The 21,539-nt window shown below is 71.7% G+C and carries 19 protein-coding genes; 10 read left to right on the top strand and 9 right to left on the bottom strand.

The features are described from left to right. Positions 1-7 precede the first annotated feature (7 nt). The 4 genes from HHX31_RS07070 (at position 8) to HHX31_RS07055 (ending at position 4,005) form a co-directional block, all read left to right on the top strand. The gene (locus HHX31_RS07070; protein WP_311931641.1) at positions 8-1,636 is read left to right on the top strand and encodes an LCP family protein; all 1,629 of its coding nucleotides are present in this window, start codon (positions 8-10) and stop codon (positions 1,634-1,636) included. A 149-nt stretch (positions 1,637-1,785) separates the two neighbouring features. After that, entirely contained in the window at positions 1,786-3,147 is a 1,362-nt protein-coding gene (locus tag HHX31_RS07065; protein ID WP_169946256.1) for a S8 family serine peptidase, read from the top strand. A gap of 31 nt (positions 3,148-3,178) precedes the next feature. Further along, positions 3,179-3,442, top strand: coding sequence for a hypothetical protein (locus HHX31_RS07060; RefSeq protein WP_311931640.1), 264 nt, complete (start codon positions 3,179-3,181; stop codon positions 3,440-3,442). Further along, positions 3,439-4,005: an AAA family ATPase gene (locus HHX31_RS07055; RefSeq protein ID WP_169946254.1), complete on the top strand. Its 567-nt coding sequence runs from the start codon at positions 3,439-3,441 to the stop codon at positions 4,003-4,005. Before HHX31_RS07060 ends, HHX31_RS07055 begins: the two co-directional genes overlap by 4 nt. Here HHX31_RS07055 and HHX31_RS07050 read toward each other — a convergent pair. Further along, positions 4,002-4,589: a TetR/AcrR family transcriptional regulator gene (locus tag HHX31_RS07050; protein ID WP_169946252.1), complete on the bottom strand. Its 588-nt coding sequence runs from the start codon at positions 4,587-4,589 to the stop codon at positions 4,002-4,004. The genes HHX31_RS07055 and HHX31_RS07050 overlap by 4 nt on opposite strands. 127 nt (positions 4,590-4,716) lie before the next feature. Between HHX31_RS07050 and HHX31_RS07045 the strand changes: the two genes are divergently transcribed. Then, positions 4,717-5,631, top strand: a complete 915-nt coding sequence (locus HHX31_RS07045; protein ID WP_249345676.1) for a zinc-binding dehydrogenase — start codon at positions 4,717-4,719, stop codon at positions 5,629-5,631. Between the two features lie 84 nt (positions 5,632-5,715). Here HHX31_RS07045 and HHX31_RS07040 read toward each other — a convergent pair whose 3' ends face one another. Further along, entirely contained in the window at positions 5,716-6,483 is a 768-nt protein-coding gene (locus HHX31_RS07040; RefSeq protein WP_311931639.1) for an ion transporter, read from the bottom strand. Between the two features lie 93 nt (positions 6,484-6,576). Next, a complete protein-coding gene (locus tag HHX31_RS07035; RefSeq protein ID WP_169946247.1) occupies positions 6,577-7,728 on the bottom strand; it encodes an ROK family transcriptional regulator in 1,152 nt (383 codons plus the stop codon). A 241-nt stretch (positions 7,729-7,969) separates the two neighbouring features. On the opposite strand from HHX31_RS07035, the gene edd reads away from it, so the two are divergent. The 3 genes from edd to eda are packed head-to-tail and all read left to right on the top strand — an operon-like array spanning position 7,970 to position 11,369. Then, the gene (gene edd / locus HHX31_RS07030) at positions 7,970-9,799 is read left to right on the top strand and encodes a phosphogluconate dehydratase (protein ID WP_169946245.1); all 1,830 of its coding nucleotides are present in this window, start codon (positions 7,970-7,972) and stop codon (positions 9,797-9,799) included. Then, positions 9,706-10,755 (top strand): glucokinase, encoded by a 1,050-nt coding sequence (locus HHX31_RS07025; protein ID WP_311931638.1) that lies wholly within the window; start codon positions 9,706-9,708, stop codon positions 10,753-10,755. Before edd ends, HHX31_RS07025 begins: the two co-directional genes overlap by 94 nt. Beyond that, complete coding sequence (eda, locus tag HHX31_RS07020; protein WP_169946241.1) at positions 10,752-11,369, top strand: bifunctional 4-hydroxy-2-oxoglutarate aldolase/2-dehydro-3-deoxy-phosphogluconate aldolase; 618 nt, start codon at positions 10,752-10,754, stop codon at positions 11,367-11,369. Before HHX31_RS07025 ends, eda begins: the two co-directional genes overlap by 4 nt. A 339-nt stretch (positions 11,370-11,708) precedes the next feature. On the opposite strand, the gene HHX31_RS07015 is transcribed toward eda, so the two are convergent. The 5 genes from HHX31_RS07015 to HHX31_RS06995 are packed head-to-tail and all read right to left on the bottom strand — an operon-like array spanning position 11,709 to position 17,503. Then, entirely contained in the window at positions 11,709-12,731 is a 1,023-nt protein-coding gene (locus HHX31_RS07015; protein ID WP_169946238.1) for a LacI family DNA-binding transcriptional regulator, read from the bottom strand. A gap of 10 nt (positions 12,732-12,741) precedes the next feature. Beyond that, on the bottom strand, positions 12,742-14,355 hold the full coding sequence (locus HHX31_RS07010; protein ID WP_169946236.1) for a glycoside hydrolase family 13 protein: 1,614 nt from the start codon (positions 14,353-14,355) through the stop codon (positions 12,742-12,744). Positions 14,356-14,381: 26 nt separating this feature from the next. Continuing rightward, on the bottom strand, positions 14,382-15,248 hold the full coding sequence (locus HHX31_RS07005) for a sugar ABC transporter permease (protein WP_169946234.1): 867 nt from the start codon (positions 15,246-15,248) through the stop codon (positions 14,382-14,384). Then, positions 15,242-16,204: a carbohydrate ABC transporter permease gene (locus HHX31_RS07000; protein WP_169946232.1), complete on the bottom strand. Its 963-nt coding sequence runs from the start codon at positions 16,202-16,204 to the stop codon at positions 15,242-15,244. The genes HHX31_RS07005 and HHX31_RS07000 overlap by 7 nt, the downstream gene beginning before the upstream one ends. A 3-nt stretch (positions 16,205-16,207) precedes the next feature. Then, positions 16,208-17,503: an extracellular solute-binding protein gene (locus HHX31_RS06995; RefSeq protein ID WP_169946230.1), complete on the bottom strand. Its 1,296-nt coding sequence runs from the start codon at positions 17,501-17,503 to the stop codon at positions 16,208-16,210. 313 nt (positions 17,504-17,816) lie between these two features. Here HHX31_RS06995 and HHX31_RS06990 point away from each other — a divergent pair, with 313 nt between their 5' ends. After that, positions 17,817-19,094 carry an ABC transporter ATP-binding protein gene (locus HHX31_RS06990; protein ID WP_169946228.1) on the top strand — a complete coding sequence of 426 codons (1,278 nt, stop codon included), beginning with the start codon at positions 17,817-17,819 and terminating at the stop codon, positions 19,092-19,094. A 6-nt stretch (positions 19,095-19,100) separates the two neighbouring features. Here the strand turns inward: HHX31_RS06990 and HHX31_RS06985 are convergent, their stop codons facing one another. Beyond that, complete coding sequence (locus HHX31_RS06985; protein WP_311931637.1) at positions 19,101-19,757, bottom strand: amino acid-binding protein; 657 nt, start codon at positions 19,755-19,757, stop codon at positions 19,101-19,103. Positions 19,758-20,082: 325 nt separating this feature from the next. Between HHX31_RS06985 and HHX31_RS06980 the strand changes: the two genes are divergently transcribed. After that, the gene (locus HHX31_RS06980; RefSeq protein WP_169946226.1) at positions 20,083-21,504 is read left to right on the top strand and encodes a cell wall metabolism sensor histidine kinase WalK; all 1,422 of its coding nucleotides are present in this window, start codon (positions 20,083-20,085) and stop codon (positions 21,502-21,504) included. Positions 21,505-21,539: the final 35 nt, after the last annotated feature.

The raw sequence follows: 21,539 nt of genomic DNA, 5'->3' as shown, positions 1-21,539 counted from the left end.
TCAGCCCGTGACCGGGCCGGGCGCGGAGGCGGGCGGGGTCCCCGGCGCGGCGGACCAGCGTGCCGGGGGTGGGGGCGAAGGCGCGCCCACGGGTTCGCGGCGCGCGGCCGGCACGCGCGGCGAGGCCGCGCGTTTCGGGCGCCCGCTGACCACCGCCTCCCTGATCGGCTGGACGGCCCTGTCCGCCGTGGTCCCGGGGGCGGCCCATCTGCGGGCGGGCAACCGCCGTACGGGCATCGCCCTGCTGGTGACGTTCGGCGTCGCGCTGGTCGCCCTGGCGGTCCTGGTCCTCAACCTGAAGGACAACGCGGGCGTCGTGCTGCGCGGAAGCACGATGACCGCCGTGATGGTGGGCGCGGCCGTGTTCGCGCTCGCCTGGTTCGCGCTCGTGCTGCTGTCGTTCGTCGCCCTGCGCCCGCAGCGCCTGAACCAGACCGGGCAGGTGGTGTCCGGCATCGTCGCGGGGGTGCTGTGCGTGGCCGTGATGGCGCCGTTCGCCTTCACCGCGAACACGGTCAGGACGGCCGGCCAGTTACTCGACGACGTCCTCGCTCCGGCCGACGACGGCTCGACCCCCTCCCCCGTACGCGCGGAGGACCCGTGGAACGGCCGCAAGCGGGTGAACTTCCTGCTGGTCGGCGGTGACGCCGCGGGCAACAGGATCGGGGTGCGCACCGACTCGATGACCGTGGCCAGCGTGAACATCGCCACCGGCAACACGGTCCTGTTCAGCCTGCCGCGCAACCTCCAGTACGTCCGCTTCCCCGCGAGCAGCCCGCTGCGCAAGGTGTTCCCCAACGGCTTCAACGACGAGAGCCAGGGCCTGCTCAACTCGGTGTGGTACTACGCCGACAACAACCCCGAGATCATGGGGGGCAAGAACCGGGGCGCGCAGGCGCTCAAGGACGCCATCGGCTACACCCTGGGCCTGCACATCGACTACTACGCGATGGTCGACATGTACGGTTTCGCGGCCCTGATCGACGCGGTCGGCGGGCTCAAGATCCGGGTCGAGCAGGACGTGAAGTGGGGCGGCAAGTTTGGCACCGCCGGCACCATCAAGGCCGGTTACCGCACGCTGAACGGCGAGGAGGTGCTCTGGTACGGCCGTTCGCGAGTCGACAGCGACGACTTCTCCCGCATGAGCCGCCAGCGCTGCGTCATCGGCGCGCTCGCCCAGCAGGTGACCCCGACCACGGTGCTCGCCAACTTCAACAAGATCGCGGCGGCGACCCGGCACATGTTCCGCACCGACATCCCACGCGACCTGCTCGAACACCTCGTCCCCCTCGGCATGAAGGTCAGGAACGCCAAGATCACCAGCCTTCAGTTCGTGCCGCCGCTCATCTACACGGGCAACCCCGACTGGGCCAAGATCAGGAAGCTGACCCTGGAGGCGATCCGCGAGTCGATGAGCGATCGGGCCGCCGTCGCGGCCACCGCGTCGCCGATGACCTCCGGCGGAACGACGGCGTCCGCGGCCCCATCGGGCTCCCCCACGGGGTCCGTGTCGCCGTCCGCCTCGCCGAGCCCGTCGCCCACGCGCACGCCGGTCGTCGCGGGGGCGAGCCCGCACTCCACCCCCACTCCCAACGACAAGCCGGCCAAGAGCCTCTCGGAGCTGTGCGGCTTCTGACCCACGGCACCTGAGCGACCCACGGCACCTGAGCGACGCCACGGGACGGTTTTCCGCGAAGGCGTGGACGCGGCCTCTCTGATGCAGCAAGGTGGTCGCGTAGCGTGACAACGCCGTCACAATTCGCCGAGTAACGGAGTGGACTCGTCGTGCGCGTACTCATCCAGTTGCGTCCGTCCCCCGACCTGGTCGCCGCGGTCGCCGACCCGTCGGTCTCCTCGACGGCGTCGGACGTCGCCGACGGCCTGCCCGGGGTCGTCCTCGACCGCTCCTACGCCCCCGTGGCCGTGCCCCGCCCGATGCCCGCGTCCCCGGGCGGGGACCCGCTGTCGCTCAACCAGCCGCTGGTCTTCTCCATGGCGCCGCAGGACGCGTCGGTCGTGGTCCGCGGCGAGATCGCCGACGACGAGGTCACCAGCAGGGTCTCCCTCCTGCCGGCGACCCGCCGCGACGTGGTCGCGGTGTACGCGGACCCGGCCATCGAGACGACGCTCACCTGCGCGGGCGATCCGGCCGTCGGCGACTGGCGCGACGTCGAACGGCTGCTGCGTGTGGCCGACCTGTCGGCCGAGGGGCTGGACGGCTCCGGCGTCCCCCTGGCCGTCATCGACACGGGCGTCAACGCGGCGTACCTCAAGGCCGCGCGCGGCCACGACGTGACGATCGACCACGAGCGAAGCTGGAGCCCCAAGAGCGTCTCCGGAACCCCCGGGGACTTCCCGGTCGACCACGGCACGATGTGCGCCTTCGACTCGCTCATCGCCGCGCCCAAGGCGTCGCTCCTGGACGTGCCCGTGCTGCTGTCCCGGCGGCAGGGCGGCTCGACGCTCGACGGCCTGCTGTCCGACGCGATCGCGGCGTACGCCCACCTGCGCGACGTCCTCGACGCCCAGCCCGCCGAGTCGCGGGCGCTGGTGGTCACCAACAGCTGGGGGTCGTTCTCCCCGCGCTGGGACTTCCCCGCCGGTCACCCCGGCAACTACTCCGACAACCCCGCCCATCCGTTCAACCTGATCGTCGGCAGCCTGGCCGAGGCGGGGGCGGACATCCTGTTCGCCGCCGGCAACTGCGGGACGCAGTGCCGCGACGGCAGGTGCGCCTACCCCGACCGGCCCATCGTCGGGGCGAACTCCCATCCACGCGCGCTGTCGATCGGCGGGATCGACACCAACGGGACGCGGGTGGGCTACTCCTCCCAGGGCCCGGGGCGGCTGACGGCGCGCAAGCCCGACATCTGCGCCTACACCCACTTCGCCGGCTCGGGGGCGCTCGGCGACGGGGAGCCCGACTCCGGCACCTCGGCGGCCTGCCCCGTCGCGGCCGGGCTGGTCGCCGCGGTGCGCTCCCGGTGGCCCTCCACCGTGCTGTCCCCCGCCCAGCTCAGGACCCTGCTGCGCCGGACGGCCGATGATCGCAGTGCCGTAGGGTATGACCACGACTACGGGTACGGCGTGGTGGACGCCGCCGGCGTCATCGCCGCGCTGCGCCGCCGCGCCGCCAAGGCGGCCTGAACGCACGGCGTTACCAGGGGAGGCGGGGCCGGTGGCCGAGGTGCTCATCACCGTGCGGCTTCCCGCGCCCGCGACGCTGGAGGCCGCGATGCGGCGGCTCGACCTCAGCGAGGACGAGGTCGACACCGCGTACGGCCTCGTGCCGATCGACCCGGACAAGAACCTGTACGTCCTGCGGGTGACCGAGGACGCCGGCCGGCGCGTCGGCGGCCACGACGGCGGCGGGGCGGACGACGGGAAGGCCGGCGGGCCCTACTCTGATCCGCCGATCGAGCCGTACGGGCCGCCGAGATGAGCGCTCCCGTCTGGGTGGTGTCCGGCCCGCCCGGCGCGGGCAAGTCGACAGTCTGCGACCTGCTGCTGGCCCGGCTCGACCCCGTGCCCGCGCTGCTCGACAAGGACACGATGTACGGCGGCTTCGTCGAGGCCACGCTCGCCGCGCACGGCAGGCCGCCGGGCGAACGCGAAGGGCCGTGGTACGACGAGCATGTCAAGCGGCACGAGTACGCCGGGATGACGGCGACGGCCAGGGAGATCCGCTCCCACGGCTGCCCGGTGATGCTCGGCGGGCCGTTCACCTCCCAGGTGCACGACGCGGCGCTCTGGCGGGCGTGGGTGGACGCGCTGGGCGGCCCCGAGGTGCGCCTGGTCTGGATCCGCTCCGACGGCCCCACGCTGCGGGAGCGGCTGGTCCGCCGGGGACTCGCCAGGGACGGGCAGAAGCTGGACAGGTTCGCCGAATACCTGCGTGCCATCCGCGTGGACGAGCCGCCCGCCGTGCCGTACGACGAGGTCGACAACCGCCTCGGCGCCCCGCCGCTCACCGCCCAGATCGACCGGCTGCTGACGAGGACCTAGGCGGTCTTCGTCCGATGGACGTGAAACGCCTGGATCACCAGCGCGGCGAAGCGCCGGGAGGCCACGACCCGGGCGGCGGTGGAGGCGGCGTGGATGCCCCTGTTGGCCGTGAGCATGAGGATCAGGTCGTCCAGGACGAAGTCGGGGCGCAGGTGGCCGGTGTCCTTGGCGCGGCGGGCGAGTTCGGCGAGCGAGTCCAGCATGTGCCGCCGGTTCGCCGCGACGTCCGTCGCGCCGGGGAAGGCCGCCATGAAGGCGCCGGTGAAGCCCTGGTTGCGGGCGTGCAGCTCGCAGATCCTCTCGATCACGAGGCAGAAGCCGCGCCACGGATCGGGGTCGGCGCATCCCTCCTCGACGATGGCGTGGCACGCGCGCATCTCGTCGGCGAAGGCTTCCGCGACCAGCGTCCGCTTGGTCGGGAAACGGCGGTAGAGGGTGGCGGGGCCGACTCCGGCCCGCCGGGCGATCTCCCGCATCGGAGCGTTCAGGCCTTCGGCGGCGAACAGCGCGCGGGCCGCCTCCAGGATGCGCTCCCGGTTGTCCAGGGCGTCGGCGCGCAGCAGGTGAGGCAAACGGTCGCTCACCGCTCTCACTTTAGCCAGGCGGCCCGCGGCGGCCTTTAGCGTCCTGGCCAGTCCCCCCGACCGGTCCCACAGTGTGGAGAAGACATTGAAGGCAGTCGCGATTCAGGCGTTCGGCAGTCCGGATGGCATGGAAGTCATCGACGTCCCCGCCCCGGCGCCCGCCGCGGGTCATGTGTTGATCACCACCGAGGCGATCGGCGTCGCCGGCGTCGACGTCGTGATCCGGCGCGGGGCCCTGGCCGCCTACGGCTTCGCCGAGGGCCATGTCCCCGGCGGCGAGGTGGCGGGCACCGTGACGGCCGTCGGCGACGGCGTCGACGCCTCGTGGATCGGCCGGCGAGTGTGGGCGTTCACCGGCGTGGGCGGCGGCTACGCCGAACAGGCGACCGCTCCCGTCGAGGAGGTCCTTCCCCTCCCCGAGGACCTGTCCGCCGTCGACGCGGTGACGCTCGGCAGCTCAGGGGTAGTGGCCCACTTCGCGCTCGCCCACGCGCGTTTCGCCCCCGGTGAGTCGGTGCTGGTGCGCGGCGCGGCCGGCAGCATCGGGATCACGGCGGTCCAGCTCGCGGCTCGTGGCGGCGCGGGCGCGGTGGCGGTCACGACCTCGTCCGCCGAGCGCGGGGAGCGCCTGCGCGCGCTCGGCGCGACCCACGTGCTCGACCGGCTGGGGGACGGCGACGGTCCCGCGGGCTACGACGTCGCCATCGACGTCGTCGCCGGCCCCGGCATGCCCGCCTTCCTCGAACGGCTCGACCCGAACGGCCGCATGGTGGTCGTCGGCGTGGTCGGAGGGCAGCCACCCGCGGACTTCGGGACCACGCTGATGGCGTCGTTCCGCAAGTCGTTGTCGTTCGCCACCTTCAGCGCCGGCACCGTAGCCGGGCCCGCCCGGCGTGCCGTGAGAACCGCGCAGTTCGCCGCCGCGACCCGAGGGGAGCTGCGGACGGTGGTGCACGAGGTGCTGCCGCTGGAGCACGCCGTGGCTGCGCACCGGAAGATGGACGCGGGCGAGGTGTTCGGCAGGATCGTGCTGGTCCCGTAGTCCCCGCGGCTCACGCGCGGGCGCGGATCGCCCGGTCTCGGGTCCGTACGCGGCCACGGGCCGTGTGGGCCACGGGGAGGCCGGTCACGCGCTGGGCACCCGTTCGCCCAGGCTTTCGCGCAGGCCCCTGATCTCCTCGCGCAGGGCCGTCAGCTCGGCGAGCGTCGAACTGTCGGCCCTGGCCTCCTCCTCCATCGCGCTCACGACGACCGCGATGAAGAGGTTCAGCACGACGAAGGTGCAGATGAGGACGAACACCACGAAGTAGATCCACGACGAGGGGTGCGACACCATCAGCTCGCGGTTGATCTCCGACCAGCCGTCTCCCGTCATGACCTGGAACAGCGTGTACAGCGTCGTGGGCAGGTCGCCGAAATACTGCGGCGCGGCCGCGCCGTACAGCTTGGTGCCCATGACGGCGGCGACGTAGAGGACGAGGCCGAGCAGGACGACGATCGACGTCATCCCGGGGATGGCGGTGAGCAGCGCGGAGACCACCCGGCGAAGCGACGGCACCACCGAGATCAGCCGCAGCGCCCGCAGGACGCGCAGCGCCCGCAGCACCGACAGGCCGCCCGCGGTGGGGAGGAACGATATGCCGACGATCAGCAGGTCGAAGACGTTCCAGGAGTCGCGGAAGAACCGCCACCGGTAGACGTACATCTTGGCCAGGAGCTCCACCACGAAGATGTACAGCGCGACGTGGTCGGCGAGGTGCAGTGCCGTGCCGTAGCGGGCGACAGCCTCCGCGGAGGTCTCGACGCCCAGCGTGGCCGCGTTGACGATGATCACCACGGTGATCGCCTGCTGGAACCGCCGCGACTCGATCAGGCGGCGGACACGTTCACGCACGAAGGACTCCTGGGGGCATGGAAGATCGGCACAGAGCCTAGTGCCATCGGCCGGGAGATCCGTCCTCATCCCGTCCCCGCCCCGGCGCCGCGGTCAGCGGGCGGCGGCGTCGATGGCCTGGGCCGACAGGACGTGGTCGAGGACCATGAGGGCGCAGCCGGTGATGCCCGCGCCCGGCCCGAGGCGGCCGCGCTCGATGCGCAGGCTGCGGGTGGCGAGCTGGGTGGATCGCCGGTAGACGACCTCGCGTACGCCGGACACCAGCGGCTGGAACATCTCGGCGACATCGCCGCCGAGGACCACGACCGCGGGGTTGAGCAGGTTGACCGCCCCGGAGATGACCTCGCCTAGCCAGCGGCCCGCCTGCCGCACCACGGCCATGGTCTCCGCGTCGCCGGCGCGGACCAGTGCGGTCACGTCGGCCAGCGACGTCACGTCGCGGCCCTTGGCCCGCAGGCCGCGCAGGATCGCGGTGCCGCTGGCGACCGAGTCGACGCAGTCGAGGTTGCCGCAGCGGCACAGCACGCCTCCGCCGTCCCGCACCGGGATGTGCCCGATCTCCCCGGCGGCGCCGAGGGCGCCGCGCAGGATGCCGCCCCCGGAGATCACGCCCGCGCCGATGCGGGTGGAGACCTTCACGAACAGCAGGTCGTCGAGTTCGGAGGCGTAGACGACGCGGTGCTCGCCCATCGCGATGACGTTCACGTCGTTGTCCACGAGCACCGGCACGTGGAACCGCTCCGCGATGACCGGCGGGATCACCACGCCGGTCCAGCTCGCCATCACACGGGCGCTCTCAACCCGCCCGGCGGCGAACTCCACGGTCGCCGGAACGCCGAGCCCGATGCCGACGACGTCGTCCCGCCCGTCGAGCAGCTTCTCCCAGGTGTCCATGAGCAGGGGCAGCACGACGTCCGGCCCCTCCTCGACGTCGATGTCCAGGTCCGTACGGCTCAGCACCTCGCCCGCGAGGTCGCACAGCGCGATCTGGGTGCGGCGGGCGCCGAGCGAGGCCACCGGGACGACTCCCCCCGAGGCGGCGAAGCGCAGCCGTACGGGCGGGCGGCCTCCGGTGGACGGCCCCTCCGCGTCCTCCACGATCAGCCCGCGCCGCAGCAGGTCGGCGACCCGGTGCGCGACCGCCGGCCGGGACAGGCCCGTCACACGGCCGATGTCGGCACGCGTCACCGCCTCCCCGCTCCGGATGAGCTGGAAGACCTCGCCGACGGTAGCTAAACGTGACATCACGCGTAAGTGAAGCATAGGGACTCACCAAAGTTCAATGACTTATTCATTCGGAGTTACAAAACTCGGCTTGATAAGTGGCAGAACTTCCCGATACTGTCCCTTCCGTGCCCAATCGACACCTGGTGCCCGATCAAGGAATCGGGGGCCGGACCGGTCGCCGGGCACATGTCCCCGCGGCGACGAGCCCGGGACACGTTGAACCCCGCCTCGCGGCGGCACCGGCAGGAGAGGACCTTCCGTGACGAACCCCGTTATCACCGAGGTCACCGAGCGCGTGGTGGCGCGCAGCCGAGACAGCCGCGAGGCCTACCTGGAGCGGGCGCGCCGCGCCGGGGCCGAACTGCGCGAGCGGGGGCCGGCCCGGGCGCGGCTCGCCTGCGCCAACCTGGCCCACGGCTTCGCGGCCGCGCCCGCGGGCGACAAGCTCGACCTGCGCGGCACGGCGAAGCCCGGCGTGGCCATCGTGACGTCGTACAACGACATGCTGTCGGCCCACCAGCCGTACGAGACCTACCCGCCGGAGCTGAAGCGGGCCGTCCGCGAGGCGGGCGGCGTGGCGCAGGTGGCGGGCGGCGTGCCCGCGATGTGCGACGGCGTCACCCAGGGCAGGGCCGGCATGGAGCTGTCGCTCTACAGCCGCGACGTCATCGCCATGGCGACCGCGATCGCGCTGTCGCACGACATGTTCGACGCCTCCCTGCTGCTCGGGGTCTGCGACAAGATCGTTCCGGGGTTGCTCATCGGCGCCCTGCGCTTCGGGCACCTGCCCGCGATGTTCGTGCCCGCGGGGCCGATGACCTCGGGCCTGCCCAACAAGGTCAAGGCCAGGGCGCGGCAGTCTTTCGCGGAGGGCAGGATCGGCCGCGCGGAGATGCTCGACGCCGAGGCCGCGTCCTACCACTCCCCCGGAACCTGCACGTTCTACGGCACCGCCAACTCCAACCAGCTCCTGGTGGAGGTCATGGGCCTCCACCTGCCCGGGGCGACGTTCGTCAACCCGCACACCGAGCTGCGTCACGCGCTGACCCGGGCGGCGGCGCGGCGGGTGGTCGAGATCACCCCGCACGGCGAGGAGTACACGCCCGTCGCCGAGGTCGTGGACGAGAAGGCGATCGTCAACGCGGTCGTCGCGCTGCTCGCCTCCGGAGGCTCCACCAACCACACCATGCACCTGGTCGCCATGGCGGCGGCCGCCGGCATCGAGCTGACCTGGGACGACATGGCGGTCCTCTCCAAGGTCGTGCCGCTGATCACCCGCATGTACCCCAACGGCGAGGCCGACGTGAACCACTTCCAGGCCGCGGGCGGCATGGCGGTGTTCATCGGCGAGCTGCTCGACGCCGGGCTGCTGCACGAGGACGTGCTCACGGTCGCGGGACGCGGCCTCGGCCACTACCGCGCCGCTCCCGTGCTCAAGGAGGGCGCGCTGGTGTGGGAGGAGCGGACCGAGCCCGGCTCCGACCCGAGCGTCCTGCGGCCGGTCGCCGAGCCCTTCTCCCCCGACGGCGGCATCCACATGCTGTCGGGCAACCTCGGCCGGGCGGTGAGCAAGGTCTCCGCCGTCAAGCCCCAGCACCTGGTGATCGAGGCCCCCGCCAAGGTGTTCGACGACCAGCTCGACCTGCTCGCCGCGTTCGAGCGGGGCGAGCTCGACGGGCAGGACTTCGTCGCCGTCGTCCGCTACCAGGGCCCGCGGGCCAACGGCATGCCGGAGCTGCACAAGCTCACGCCGCCGCTGGCCGTACTGCTCGACCGCGGCCAGCAGGTGGCCATCGTCACCGACGGCCGCATGTCCGGCGCCTCGGGGAAGGTCCCCGCGGCGATCCACCTGTCCCCCGAGGCCGCCGACGGCGGGCCGATCGCGCTGGTCCGCGACGGCGACGTGATCCGCCTCGACTCGGCCGCCGGCACGCTCACCGTCCTCGCCGACCTCACCGGCCGTACGCCCCAGGGCGCGCCGCTGACCGACGAGCAGTGGACCGGCACCGGCCGCGAGCTGTTCGCCTCCTTCCGCCGCGCGGTCGGCCCGGCCGAGCGCGGCGCGAGTGTCTTCGGAGGTGCCGCGTGAGCCTTCCCTGGCTGGTCGCGGACATCGGCGGAACCAACGCCAGGTTCGGTTTGGTGACGCGGCCCGGAGGGCAGCCGGAGGCGGTAGCCGTTCTAGACGTTTCCCAGCATCTCGGCCTTGCCGATGCCGTAGCCGCTTATCTCGCAGACCATGCGGGCGGAGTTCGGCCGGGGGCCGCGTGCCTGGCGATCGCCGGTCCGGTCGACAAGGACCGGTACCGGCTGACGAACGCGGGATGGTCAGGATCCGTGCGCGAACTCGGCCTCCCGCACACCATCCTGCTCAACGACTTCGAGGCGCTGGCCATCTCGCTGCCGCACCTGGCGGGCGACGACCTCGTGCCACTCGGCGGCCCCCCGCCCGCCGCCGGCCTGGCGAAGGCCGTGCTCGGGCCGGGCACCGGGCTCGGCGTGGCCGGGCTGATCCCCGTACGGGAGGGCTGGCAGCCGGTGCCGGGCGAGGGCGGGCACGTCGCCGTTCCCGTCGTCACGGACCTGGAGATGGAGATCGTGCGGGCGCTGCACGCGGACGGCCTGCCGTACGTGGACGCCGAGCACCTGCTGTCGGGCACCGGGCTGCCGCGGCTGCACCGCGGCCTCGCGCTCGTCCGCGGCGTCGCGCCCGAGGCGCGCACGGCGGCGCAGATCACCTCCTCCGGCGACCCGCTCTGCGTCGAGACCGTCGAGGTCTTCCTCGCTCTGCTCGGCGGCTTCGCCGGCGGCGTGGCGCTCACCCTCGGCGCGCGGGGCGGGGTCTATCTCGGCGGCGGCGTGCTGCCGCGCATGGTCGATCGGATCCCGGGCAGCGCGTTCCGTGCCCGGTTCGAGACGACCGCCCCGGCGCTGGCGGAGTACGCGGCCGCGATCGCCACCTCACTGATCATCGCCGAGCAGCCTGCGCTCACGGGCTCGGCCGCCTGGCTCGCCCAACGATTTCCCGATGTGGAGCGTGTATGACCAACCTTCTCGACCTCGCGCCGGTCATCCCCGTGGTCGTCCTCGAGGACGCAGGGAGCGCCGTCCCCCTCGCCCGGGCACTGGTGGGCGGCGGCCTGCCGGTCATCGAGGTCACGCTGCGGACCCCGGCCGCCCTCGACGCCATCCGGCGGATCGCCGCCGAGGTGCCCGAGGCCGTCGTCGGCGCGGGCACCGTGCGCTCGCCGGAGGACGTGGAGGCCGCGGCGGAGGCCGGCTCCCGCTTCCTCGTCTCCCCCGGCACCACGCCCGGCCTGCTCGCGGCCATGCTCGCCTCCGGCGTGCCGTTCCTGCCCGGCGTCGCCACGGCCACCGAGGCGATGACGCTGGCCGAGCGCGGGGTGCGCGAGCTGAAGTTCTTCCCCGCCGAGCCCGCCGGCGGCGTCTCCTACCTCAAGGCGCTCGGCGGCCCGCTGCCCGATGTGCGGTTCTGCCCCACGGGCGGGATCACCCCGTCGAACGCGCCCGCCTACCTCGCCCTGCCGAACGTCGGCTGCGTCGGCGGAAGCTGGCTCACGCCGCGCAGCCTGGTGACGGCGGGCGACTTCACCAGGATCGAGAAACTCGCCTCCGAGGCCGCGGCGCTGCGTCCCTGAACGCCGCCTGAGCCTCCCCTGCTCGCCGGTTCCGCCCTTCCTCCCTCGACGGAGCCGGTGCCATGCTCGTGCCCGCGACCCGGGCACGTCCATGGGTGCCGGGCCCGCGACCGCTCACCGGCGGTCACGGGCCCGGCGTCGTCTCACGGCACCGCGCCCCGCGACGCGTCCGGGCTCTCGCGGACGGGGGCGAGGACCCTGCGGTGCATGATCACCGAGGGCGTCTTTCGAGGTCACACGGGGTTTGACACCGTTCAGTGCATGATCACGCACGGTGGACGCCCAGGTCGGCGGCCGTGCGTGCGACAAACTACAAGATCACGGTGGGGGGTGTGGGGGTTAGCGGTTGAGGAGGGGGCCTGAGCTGGTGGAGCCGCGCACCACGAGTTCGGGGCGGTAGACCAGTTCGACGTGCTTGGCGGGGGTGCCACCGATCTCTTCTAGCAGGGTCTCGACGGCCGCGGCCGCCATCGCGCCGATCGGCTTGCGCACGGTCGTCAGCGGCGGGTCGGTGAACGCCATTAACGGCGAGTCGTCGAACCCGACGACCGACACGTCCCCGGGCACCGACAGCCCCCGCTCGCGGGCGGCGCGGATCGCGCCGAGCGCCATGAGGTCGCTGGCGCAGAAGACGCCGGTGCAGCCCCGGTCGAGCAGCGCGGCGGCGGCGGCCTGCCCGCCCTCCACGGAGAACAGCGAGTGCTGGACGAGGTCGTCGACGTCGGTCAGGCCCAGCAGTTGCTCCATCGCCTGCCGGAAGCCCTCGATCTTGCGGATGACCGGGACGAACCGCCGCTGCCCCAGCGCCAGCCCGATGCGCTCGTGCCCGAGGTCCACCAGGTGCCGTACGGCCAGGCGCGCGGCGAGCCGGTCGTCCGGCGAGATGAACGGCGCGGCGATGGCCTCGTTGTAGCCGTCCACGAACACGATCGGCACCCCGCGGCCGGTGAGCCGGGTGTAACGGTCCATTCTCGCGGTGGTGTCGGCGTGCAGGCCGGACACGAACACGATGCCGGACACGCCCCGGTCGAGCAGCATCTCGGTGAACTCGTCCTCGGGCGCGCCGCCGGGCTCCTGCGTGCACAGGACCGGCGTGTAGCCGTGCTGGATCAGCGACTTCTCCATCGCCTGGGCGAACGACGGGAAGATCGGGTTGCCGAGCTCCGGGATCACCAGGCCGATCAGCCCGTTGCTGCGCCTGCGCAGCCGCTGGGGCCGCTCGTAGCCCATCAGGTCGAGGGCGGTGAGCACGGCCTGGCGGGTGGCCGCGGAGACCCCCGCCTTGCCGTTGAGCACACGGCTCACCGTCGCCTCGCTCACTCCGGCCTGAGCGGCGATGTCGGCGAGCCGTGTGGTGTTCATGAGCATCACCCTAGACAGAGATCCCGGTCCACCAGGTCGCGGAGTCGGGAGCGAGCCGCACGACTCCGCCCGACGTCTCCGGCCCTCCGCTGGCCAGCAGCAGGTCGCCCGGCGCCCCGATCTCCACCCAGTCGTAGGTCATGTTGAGGACGCAGACGAACGACTCGCCGCGGCGGAACGCCAGCGTGCCGGCCGGGCTGTCGAGCCAGGTCAGCGTGCCGTCGCCCAGCTCGGGACGCTCCCGCCTGAGGGCGAGGGCGGTCCGGTAGAGGCCGAGGGTCGAGGCGCCGTCGCGCAGTTGCGCCTCCACCGACAGGTCGCCCCAGCCGGCCGGCATCGGCAGCCAGCTCTCCTGAACGCCCGGCGGAGTGAAGCCGTGCGGCGGCTCCCCCGCGGCGGTCCACGGCAGCGGCACCCGGCAGCCGTCCCTGCCGCTGTCGGGGTCGCGCAGCCGCTGCGGGTCCCGCAGGTATCGCTCCGGCAGGTCGAGCACCTCGGGCAGCCCGAGCTCCTCGCCCTGGTAGATGTAGGCCGAGCCCGGCAGCGCGAGCATGAGCAGCGCCGCCGCCCGCGCCCTGCGCAGGCCGCGCTCGCCGCCGCCGTAGCGGGTGACGTGCCGCTTGACGTCGTGGTTGGACAGCACCCAGGTCGGGGGCGCGTCCACCAGGGCCGACGTGCGCACCGACTCGTCGATGACCTCGCGGAAGCGGGCGGCCTCCCACGGCGTCTTGAGGAAGTGGAAGTTGAATGCCTGGTGCAGCTCGTCCGGGCGGACGTAGTTGGCCAGCCGCTCGGGTGAGGGCGCCCACGCCTCCGCCACCCCGATCCGCTCGCCGTCGTAGGAGTCGAGGATGCGGCGCCACGTCCGGTGGATCTCGTGCACGCCGTCCTGGTCGAAGAACGGCACGACCTGCTCGCCGATCATCTCGGCCTGGCCAGAGGCGCCCACGTCGGGCAGTCCCGGCGCCTTGACCATGCCGTGCGCCACGTCGACGCGGAAGCCGTCCACGCCGAGGTCCAGCCAGAACCGCAGCACGTCGGCGAACTCGTCGTGCACCTCCGGGTGCTCCCAGTTGAGGTCCGGCTGCTCGGGCGCGAACAGGTGCAGGTACCACTGGCCGTCCCCGACCCGGGTCCAGGCCGGCCCGCCGAAGATCGACTCCCAGTCGTTGGGCGGCAGTTCGCCCGCCGCGCCCTTGCCCTCGCGGAAGATGTAGCGCTCCCGCTCAGGGCCGCCCGGCTCCGCCCGCAGCGCCGCCTGGAACCAGGGGTGCCGGTCGGAGGTGTGGTTGGGCACCACGTCCACGATGATCCGGATGCCCAGCGCGTGGGCGTCCGCGATCAGCGCCCGGGCGTCGTCCAGCGACCCGAAGATCGGGTCGACGTCCCGGTAGTCGGCCACGTCGTACCCGAAGTCGGCCATCGGCGAGGGATAGAACGGCGTCAGCCAGACGGCGTCCACGCCGAGGTCGGCCAGGTACGGCAGGCGGCTGCGCACGCCGAGCAGGTCGCCGATCCCGTCGCCGTTGCCGTCCGCGAAGCTGCGGACGTACACCTGGTAGATCACCGCGTCGCGCCACCACCTGGTCGTGACCGCGGGCGGCTGGACGGCGAGTTCTGTCATTGGGCTCCCCCGATTCTCATATTGGTTCACGCCTTCGTCGCGCCGGCCGTGAGACCGGTGACGAGGTGGCGCTGGACGAGCAGGAAGACGGCGGCCGCCGGGACGGCGATCAGCACCGACGCGGCCGTGAGCAGGCCCCACTCCGCCTTGTGCTGGCCGACGAACTGGCTCAGGCCGACCGCGAGCGTGTACTTGTCGTCGCCCGTCATGAACGCGGTCGCGTACGCCACCTCCGCCCAGGCGGTGATGAACGAGTAGAACGCGGCCACGGCCAGGCCGGGTTTGGACAGCGGCAGGATAAGCCGCCAGAACGTGCCGAAAGGAGTCAGGCCGTCCACCCGGCCCGCCTCGTCGATCGTCACGGGGACGGTGTCGAAGTAGCCCTTCATCATCCACGCGCAGAACGGCACGGCGGAGGTGAGGTACGCGATGACCAGGGAGGGGAACTGGTTGATCAGCCCGAGCCCGGCCATCAGGTTGTAGATCGGCACGATCAGGATCGCCACGGGGAACATCTGCGTGACCAGCAGCATCCACATCACCGAGCGGAACCCGGGGAAGCGGAAGCGGCTGACCGCGTAGCCGGTCGTGGCCGACAGCAGCACGCCGAGCACGGCCGTGATGAGCGACACGACGACGGAGTTGGCGGCCCACGTCAGGAACCGGGTCTCCCCCAGGACCTGCGTGTAGTTGGCGAGCGTGGGGTGGTCGACCGGCGCCACCGACGCGGTCTCGATGACCGCGCGCGGCTTGAGCGAGGTAAGCACCAGCCACGCGACCGGGAACACCGACACGACGCTCGCGGCGACCAGCGTGAGGTGCAGGGCGATCGACCTGCCGGGGGTGCGCCTGTCGCGGCTCCACGCGCCGGCGCGAGCGGCCCGGCTCACCATGCCTCCCCCTGCCGCCTCAGCGCGCGCCGGTAGACGGTGGCCAGCACGACGAGCAGGGCGAGGATCACCATGCCCCAGGCGGCGGAGCCCGAGTAGTTCCTGATGCCCTCGAACGCCTGGCGGTAGGCGTACGTCACGAGGATCTCCGTGGCGCCGCCCGGTCCTCCCCTGGTCAGCAGGAAGATGACCGGGAACTGGTTGAACGTCCAGATCGTGCCGAGCAGGACGACCGTGCTGGACACCGGGCGCAGGCCGGGAAGCGTGATGTGGCGGAAGCGCCGCCACGGCGATGCGCCGTCGACCTCGGCGGCCTCGTACAGCTCCCGCGAGATGGCCTGCAGGCCGCCGAGCAGCGCGAGCATCATGAACGGCACGCCCAGCCACACGTTGCAGGCGATCACCGAGACCTTGGCCCAGAACGGGTCGTCGAGCCAGGCGACGCCGGCGAACCCGGCGGCCCGCAGCATGGCGTTGACCACGCCGAACTCGCCGTTCAGCAGGTAACGCCAGATGAAGGCGGACACGAAGGCGGGCACGGCCCAGGGCAGCACGAGCAGGATCCGGTAGAGCGACCGCAGCCGCATGGGCCGGTTCAGCAGCAGCGCGAGGCCGAGGCCGATGCCGACGTGCAGGGCGACGCACACGACGGTCCACACGACCGTCCAGGTCAGCCGGCCGAGGAACTCCGGCGAGGTGAGGATGCTCGCGTAGTTGCCCAGGCCCACGAACTCGTAGGTGGACGGGATGACGTTCATCCCGATCGTGCGGCCCATGTTGCCCTCGGTCGCGTCGGTGAGCGACAGGTAGATCCCCCGGACGAGGGGGTAGCCGACCAGCACCAGCGTCACCACGACGACCGGCGCGGTCATCGCCCAGGCGTACCAGTGACGCGACAGGAGGCGCCGCGCCCCGCTGAGGGGCGCGGCCCTTCTCGTCACGACGACGTCGGCCGTCATCGCCTACAGGCTCCAGCCCTTGAGGATGCCCTGGTAGGCGGTGGCGACGTCCTTGAGCATGGGCTCGGTGGAGGTCTGCCCGCCGGCGAGCTTCTGGTAGCCCTCGACCAGGGGCTGGAACAGCGAGGCCGCCTCGGGGATCCAGGGACGCTCGACGGCCGTCTCCATCGGCTTCTGCCACTGCGCGATCTTCGGGTTGGCGGTGGCCTCGGGGGCGCTGTAGGCGGGCGTGCGGGTCGGCAGCAGGCCGAGCTTGCCGGCGATCTTCGCCTGGCTCTCCGCGCTCGCCATGTACCGCACGAACAGGTAGGAGGCCTCGAGGTTCTTCGAGCCCGCGTACACGGTGTAGTCGTGGCCGCCCAGCGGCGAGCCCGCCTTCGCCGAGCCGGCCGGGACCGGGGCGACGCCGAAGTTGTCCGGATTGTCCTTGAACACCTTGCCACCGAGGTTGTCGGCGTTCGACCACGGCCCATTGAAGATCATCGCGACCTTGCCGTCCTTGAACGCGGTCTGGGCGTTCGTGTAGCTGTCCTGGAGCGCGGGCTTGACGGCGGCACCGGACGTGATCAGGTCTTCGACGATCCTCACCCCCGCCACGCTCTGCGGGGACGAGATCGTGATCTTCTTGTTCTGGACGTCGACGAAGTCGCCGCCCTCGCCGTAGATGAACGGAAGCAGGAAGTAGGCGTCCACGTTCAGGGCGATTCCGCCGGCTCCGGTCTTCGACTTGACGTCGAGCGCCACCTTCTTGAGGTCGGCCATCGTGGCCGGAGGCTCGTCGTAGCCCGCCTTCTTCAGTAGTTCCTTGTTGTACAGCAGGCCGAGGGTGTCCGTCACCTGCGGCACGCCGTACGTCTTACCGCCGAACCGGGCGCTGGCCGCAGGGACGGGCAGGAGTTCCTCGGGCTTGTCGACGGCCGTGGTGCCGTCCAGCGGCGCGAGGTAGCCGAGCGAGGCGAACTCCGCGACCCAGCCCACGTCGGTGCGCAGCACGTCGGGGGCGCCCGACCCGGACTGCGCGGCGGTCTTGAACTTGTCCCGCGCGTCCGCGAACGGCACGTTCACGTAGTTGACCTTGATGTTCGGATACGCGGCCTCGAAGCCCTTGACGATCTCCTGGAAGGCCGGTCCCTCCGTCGTGGCGTCGGAAGTGTCCCACCAGGTGACCGTTCCTGACACCTCGGCGGGAGCGGCGCTCCCGGCAGGGGCCGGACCGGCGTCGCCGGAACCGTCGCCACAGCCGGTGACCGCCAGAGCGAGCGCCGCGGCCACGGCCGCGGCTGGGAGGAGTCGTCTCATCGGCGTCGCACTCCTTGCTCAGGGGGATTTGAGCGGAACGTAACAGCGGGGCGGACGCCGTGAAAGAGCTTGCAGAAAGTTTCCGTAATTTCGTTACATTTACGGGCGCGGCTGCGGGGCGCCGGAGGTCACGACCCCCATATGACGGCCATCTTTATTGTGCGAAAAGTCCGAAGTAACCATAAGTTGCACGTAGATGACGGATCTTTCACGACACGTATGGACATGACCCCCCGTGACGCGATGTACTACCTCATCATTCACACCGATGGCTGGGGATCCGGGCATTCCTGTCCGGGAGGAACGAGCTGGCATGAGCACCGTCGTCCTCGACAACGTTTCGAAGATCTACCCGGGGGGGTACCTCGCGGTCGACCGCATGACACTCCGCGCGGGCGAGGGTGAGCTCCTCGTCCTGCTCGGACCGTCGGGCTGCGGGAAATCCACGCTGCTCCGCATGATCGCGGGACTGGAGGAGATCACCACCGGCGACCTGTGGCTGGGCGGGCAGCTCGCCAACCACCTCGCCCCCCGGGACCGGGACGTCGCGATGGTCTTCCAGAACGGCGCCCTGTATCCCCACAAGACGGTGCGCGGCAACCTGTCCTTCCCGCTGGAGATCGCCAAGGCCGATCCCACCATGGTCAAGCAGCGGGTCGTGGAGCTCTCCCGCGCGCTGCACATCGGCGAGACGCTGGACCGGCGGCCGGGCACGCTGTCCGGAGGCCAGCGTCAGCGCGTGGCGATGGGCCGCGCCATCGTGCGCCAGCCCTCGCTGTTCCTGATGGACGAGCCGCTGTCCAACCTGGACGCCGGCATGCGCACCGAACTGCGCATGGAGATCTCGTCGCTGGTGCGCGCCCTCGGGGTGACCACCATCTACGTGACGCACGACCAGGTCGAGGCGCTCACCCTGGCCGACCGCATCGCCATCATGAACCGGGGCGTGCTGCAGGACATCGGCACCCCGGCGCAGGTCTACAACGATCCCGCGACCGCGTTCACCGCCGCGTTCCTCAATTCGCAGCAGCTCAACCTGCTCGCCGCCACGGTACGTACGCCGCAAAATCAGTACATAATGCTCGATTTTGGGCCACATCAACTCACCATGCCATGGACCGATCCACGGGCGTACGCCGTGTCCCAGCACACCGGAATGCAGGTGATCGTGGGAATCCGGCCCGACGGGCTGGTCCCCGTGCCGGAGAAGACGGAAGGCCCGACCTTCTTCGGGCGGGTGCGGACGCTGGAGTATCACGGTCACGAATGGCTCGCCTACCTGGAGGCCGGGATCCCGGGCGTCGTGGTACCCGAGCCGCCGGACCGCCGCCAGCTCAACGGCTCCGCGAACGGCGGCAGGGCACGGTCCATGATGCGCCGGCTGCTGAACGGCTCCGCGGCGCAGGAGGAAGAGGAGCCGCAGCCGAGCTCGCAGTCGCAGTCGGGCACGCATCGCCGCGCGGACCTGGTCGTCAGGCTCGGCAACCGCCCGGTGTGGCGCGCGGGCGAGCACGGCAGGGTCGCCGTCGACGTCTCCAGGCTCATGCTGTTCACGATGGACGGCGCCCGCATCGACCCGCCGCGCCGCTGAACATCCTCACACGGGGCGGCTGACGCCGCCGGCCAGCACGGAGACGATCCCCACCAGCCGGACGATCTTGTCAAGCTCCGCCCGGTGGAACGCCGGGCCCTGGGAGCGCGCCACCACCAGGTGGACGCCGTCCATCGGCACGCTCGCCAGGTGCACCCCGCCCTCCTCGAACGCCGAGGCGCGCAGCGGGGTGAGGTCGGCCGCGGGCACGGCCTCCGGCGCCTGCCAGCTTCCGTGGACGATCGTGCCGTCGGCCGAGTCGACCGCCACCGCCCACTCGGCGCTGACGAGGTCGGGCACCGCGTCGACGAGGGTGACGTACGCACGGTGCGGCTCCGCGGCGACGTGGCCGAGCAGGTCGTAGTCGGGGGTGGATCCGGGCGTCTCCCTGGTCGGCCACACGGCCTCCACCCGCACGCCGGGGACCACCCCGATCCGCTCGCGCAGCTCTCCCGGCTCGAAGACGCCCGACCAGGAGACGGTGAAGTCGTCCACCGCGCGGCCCGCCTGCCGCTCCAGCACGGTGACCTGCAGGATGTCGGCTCCCAGCACTCCGAAAGCGCGGGCCACCTGGCCGAGCACCCCGGGCCGGTCGGGGAGCGACACCCGAAGCCGCAGCAACATCCCCACCACCTCCTTCTCCTGCTCCTTCTCGTGCGACACCAACAGTGTCTGACACACGTTTCGCCCCTGTTACAGGGGCGGGTCATGGAACGCCCGCCCTGTTTCCGGTAGTCGCGGCAAACCCGTACGCGAGGCGGAAAATCATCACCTTCCCCCACATACTGGCCGATACAGGGCACACTGCGCGACGAGCGCGGGACGGTCCAGCCCATCCGGCGGCGTACGGGGCCGGGCGAGGGCGGACCCCGGCGACCGGCACACCGGCCGCGCCCGGTTTCCCGCATTGAGCAACTTTTAGCAAGTTTGGGGCGAGCTTTTCACTGTCACGAGTTTCCCTAAAGATGACCATGAGTAGCCTCGGGTAATGCTCCTCCCCAGGCGCTCCCCGACGCTGCGGCTCCGGCTGGCGCTCCTCGCCACCGGCACCGCGGCGATCCTGCTGATCCCGCTCGCGATCGTGGTGCACGTCCTCGTCCGCGTCGCGGTCGCGGACAGCATCTGGGACGAGAGCCTGGACACCGCCACCCACATCGCCGCGGAGATCCGCGCCGACCGCCTGAGCGACCCCATCCCGGTCGGCCGGAACGGCATCGACCTGATCGAGGTGACCGGGCCGGACGGCCACATCGTCGCCGAGAGCGCCGCGGCCAGGCAGCTGCCGCGGCTGAGCCCGTTACGCACGACCCCCGGCCGCGAGGTCACCCAGACGACGGCCTGCTCCCCCACCGGGCACGACTGCCTCTACGTGACCGTGCTGCGGATGTCCCCCGGCTACGGCGCCGACCTCGTCTACGCGGGCCGGGCGGCTCCGCCGATACTCAACACCCCCTTCACGCTGCCGGCGCTGCTCCTGGCGGCGCTGCTGCTCACCGCGCTGACGGGCTGGACTGCCTACCGGGTCACCGGCCGCGCGCTGCGGCCGGTGGAGGCGATCCGCACCGAACTCGCCGAGATCACCGAGAAGAACCCCGGCGGCCGCGTGCCGGAGCCGCCCGGCGACGACGAGATCTCCCGGCTGGCCCAGGCCGCCAACGACGCGCTGTCCCGGCTGGACATGTCGATCCAGCGGCAGCGCCAGTTCGCCGCCGACGCCTCGCACGAGCTGCTCACCCCCATCACCGCCATCCGCGCCCAGCTGGAGGGCGCGCGGCTGCACCCCGAGGACACCGACGAGGCCGTCGGCGCCGCGCTGCGCGACACGGAACGTCTGGAGGCGATCGTCTCCGACCTGCTGCTGCTCGCCAGGATCCCCACGCTTCCCGAGACCGTGCGGGAGGAGCTCGACCTGTCCCACCTGGTCGTCTGCGAGGTCGAGCGGCGGCAGGAGCGGCTGCCGACGCACATGCACAACACCCCGGGGGTGATGGTCAGGGGTCTGCGCCGGCACCTCGCCCGGGTGGTGACCAACCTGCTCGACAACGCCGAGCGGCACGCGCTGACGCTGGTCTGCGTACGCGTCGAGCGCACCGAGCACGAGGCCGTCCTGTACGTGCGCAACGACGGCCGGCCGATCTCCGAGGCGGACCGCGAGCGGATCTTCGAGCGGTTCTACCGCACCGACGCGGCACGCAGCCGCGACCGTGGCGGCACGGGGCTCGGCCTGGCCATCGCCCGCGAGGTCGTGGAGGCGCACGGCGGATCCATCCGCGTCGAGGACGTCACGGACGGCGAGCCCGGCGTGCGGTTCGTGGTCACGCTGCCGCTGGCCGCGGAGGAGCCGGAAGGACCGGCCGAGCCGGAGAAACCGGCCGCACCGGCCGCGGCGTCCGGTGACACCCAAAGTTAATACCGGCGCCCTTGGTCGTTCAGCCGAGTAACCCC

Origin of the sequence: Microbispora sp. H11081 (assembly GCF_012999535.1) — a bacterium.
In the GTDB taxonomy this organism is placed as follows: domain Bacteria; phylum Actinomycetota; class Actinomycetes; order Streptosporangiales; family Streptosporangiaceae; genus Microbispora.
The sequence above is the reverse complement of the archived record's forward strand: the minus strand, read 5'-3'. Positions and strand labels throughout refer to the sequence as shown.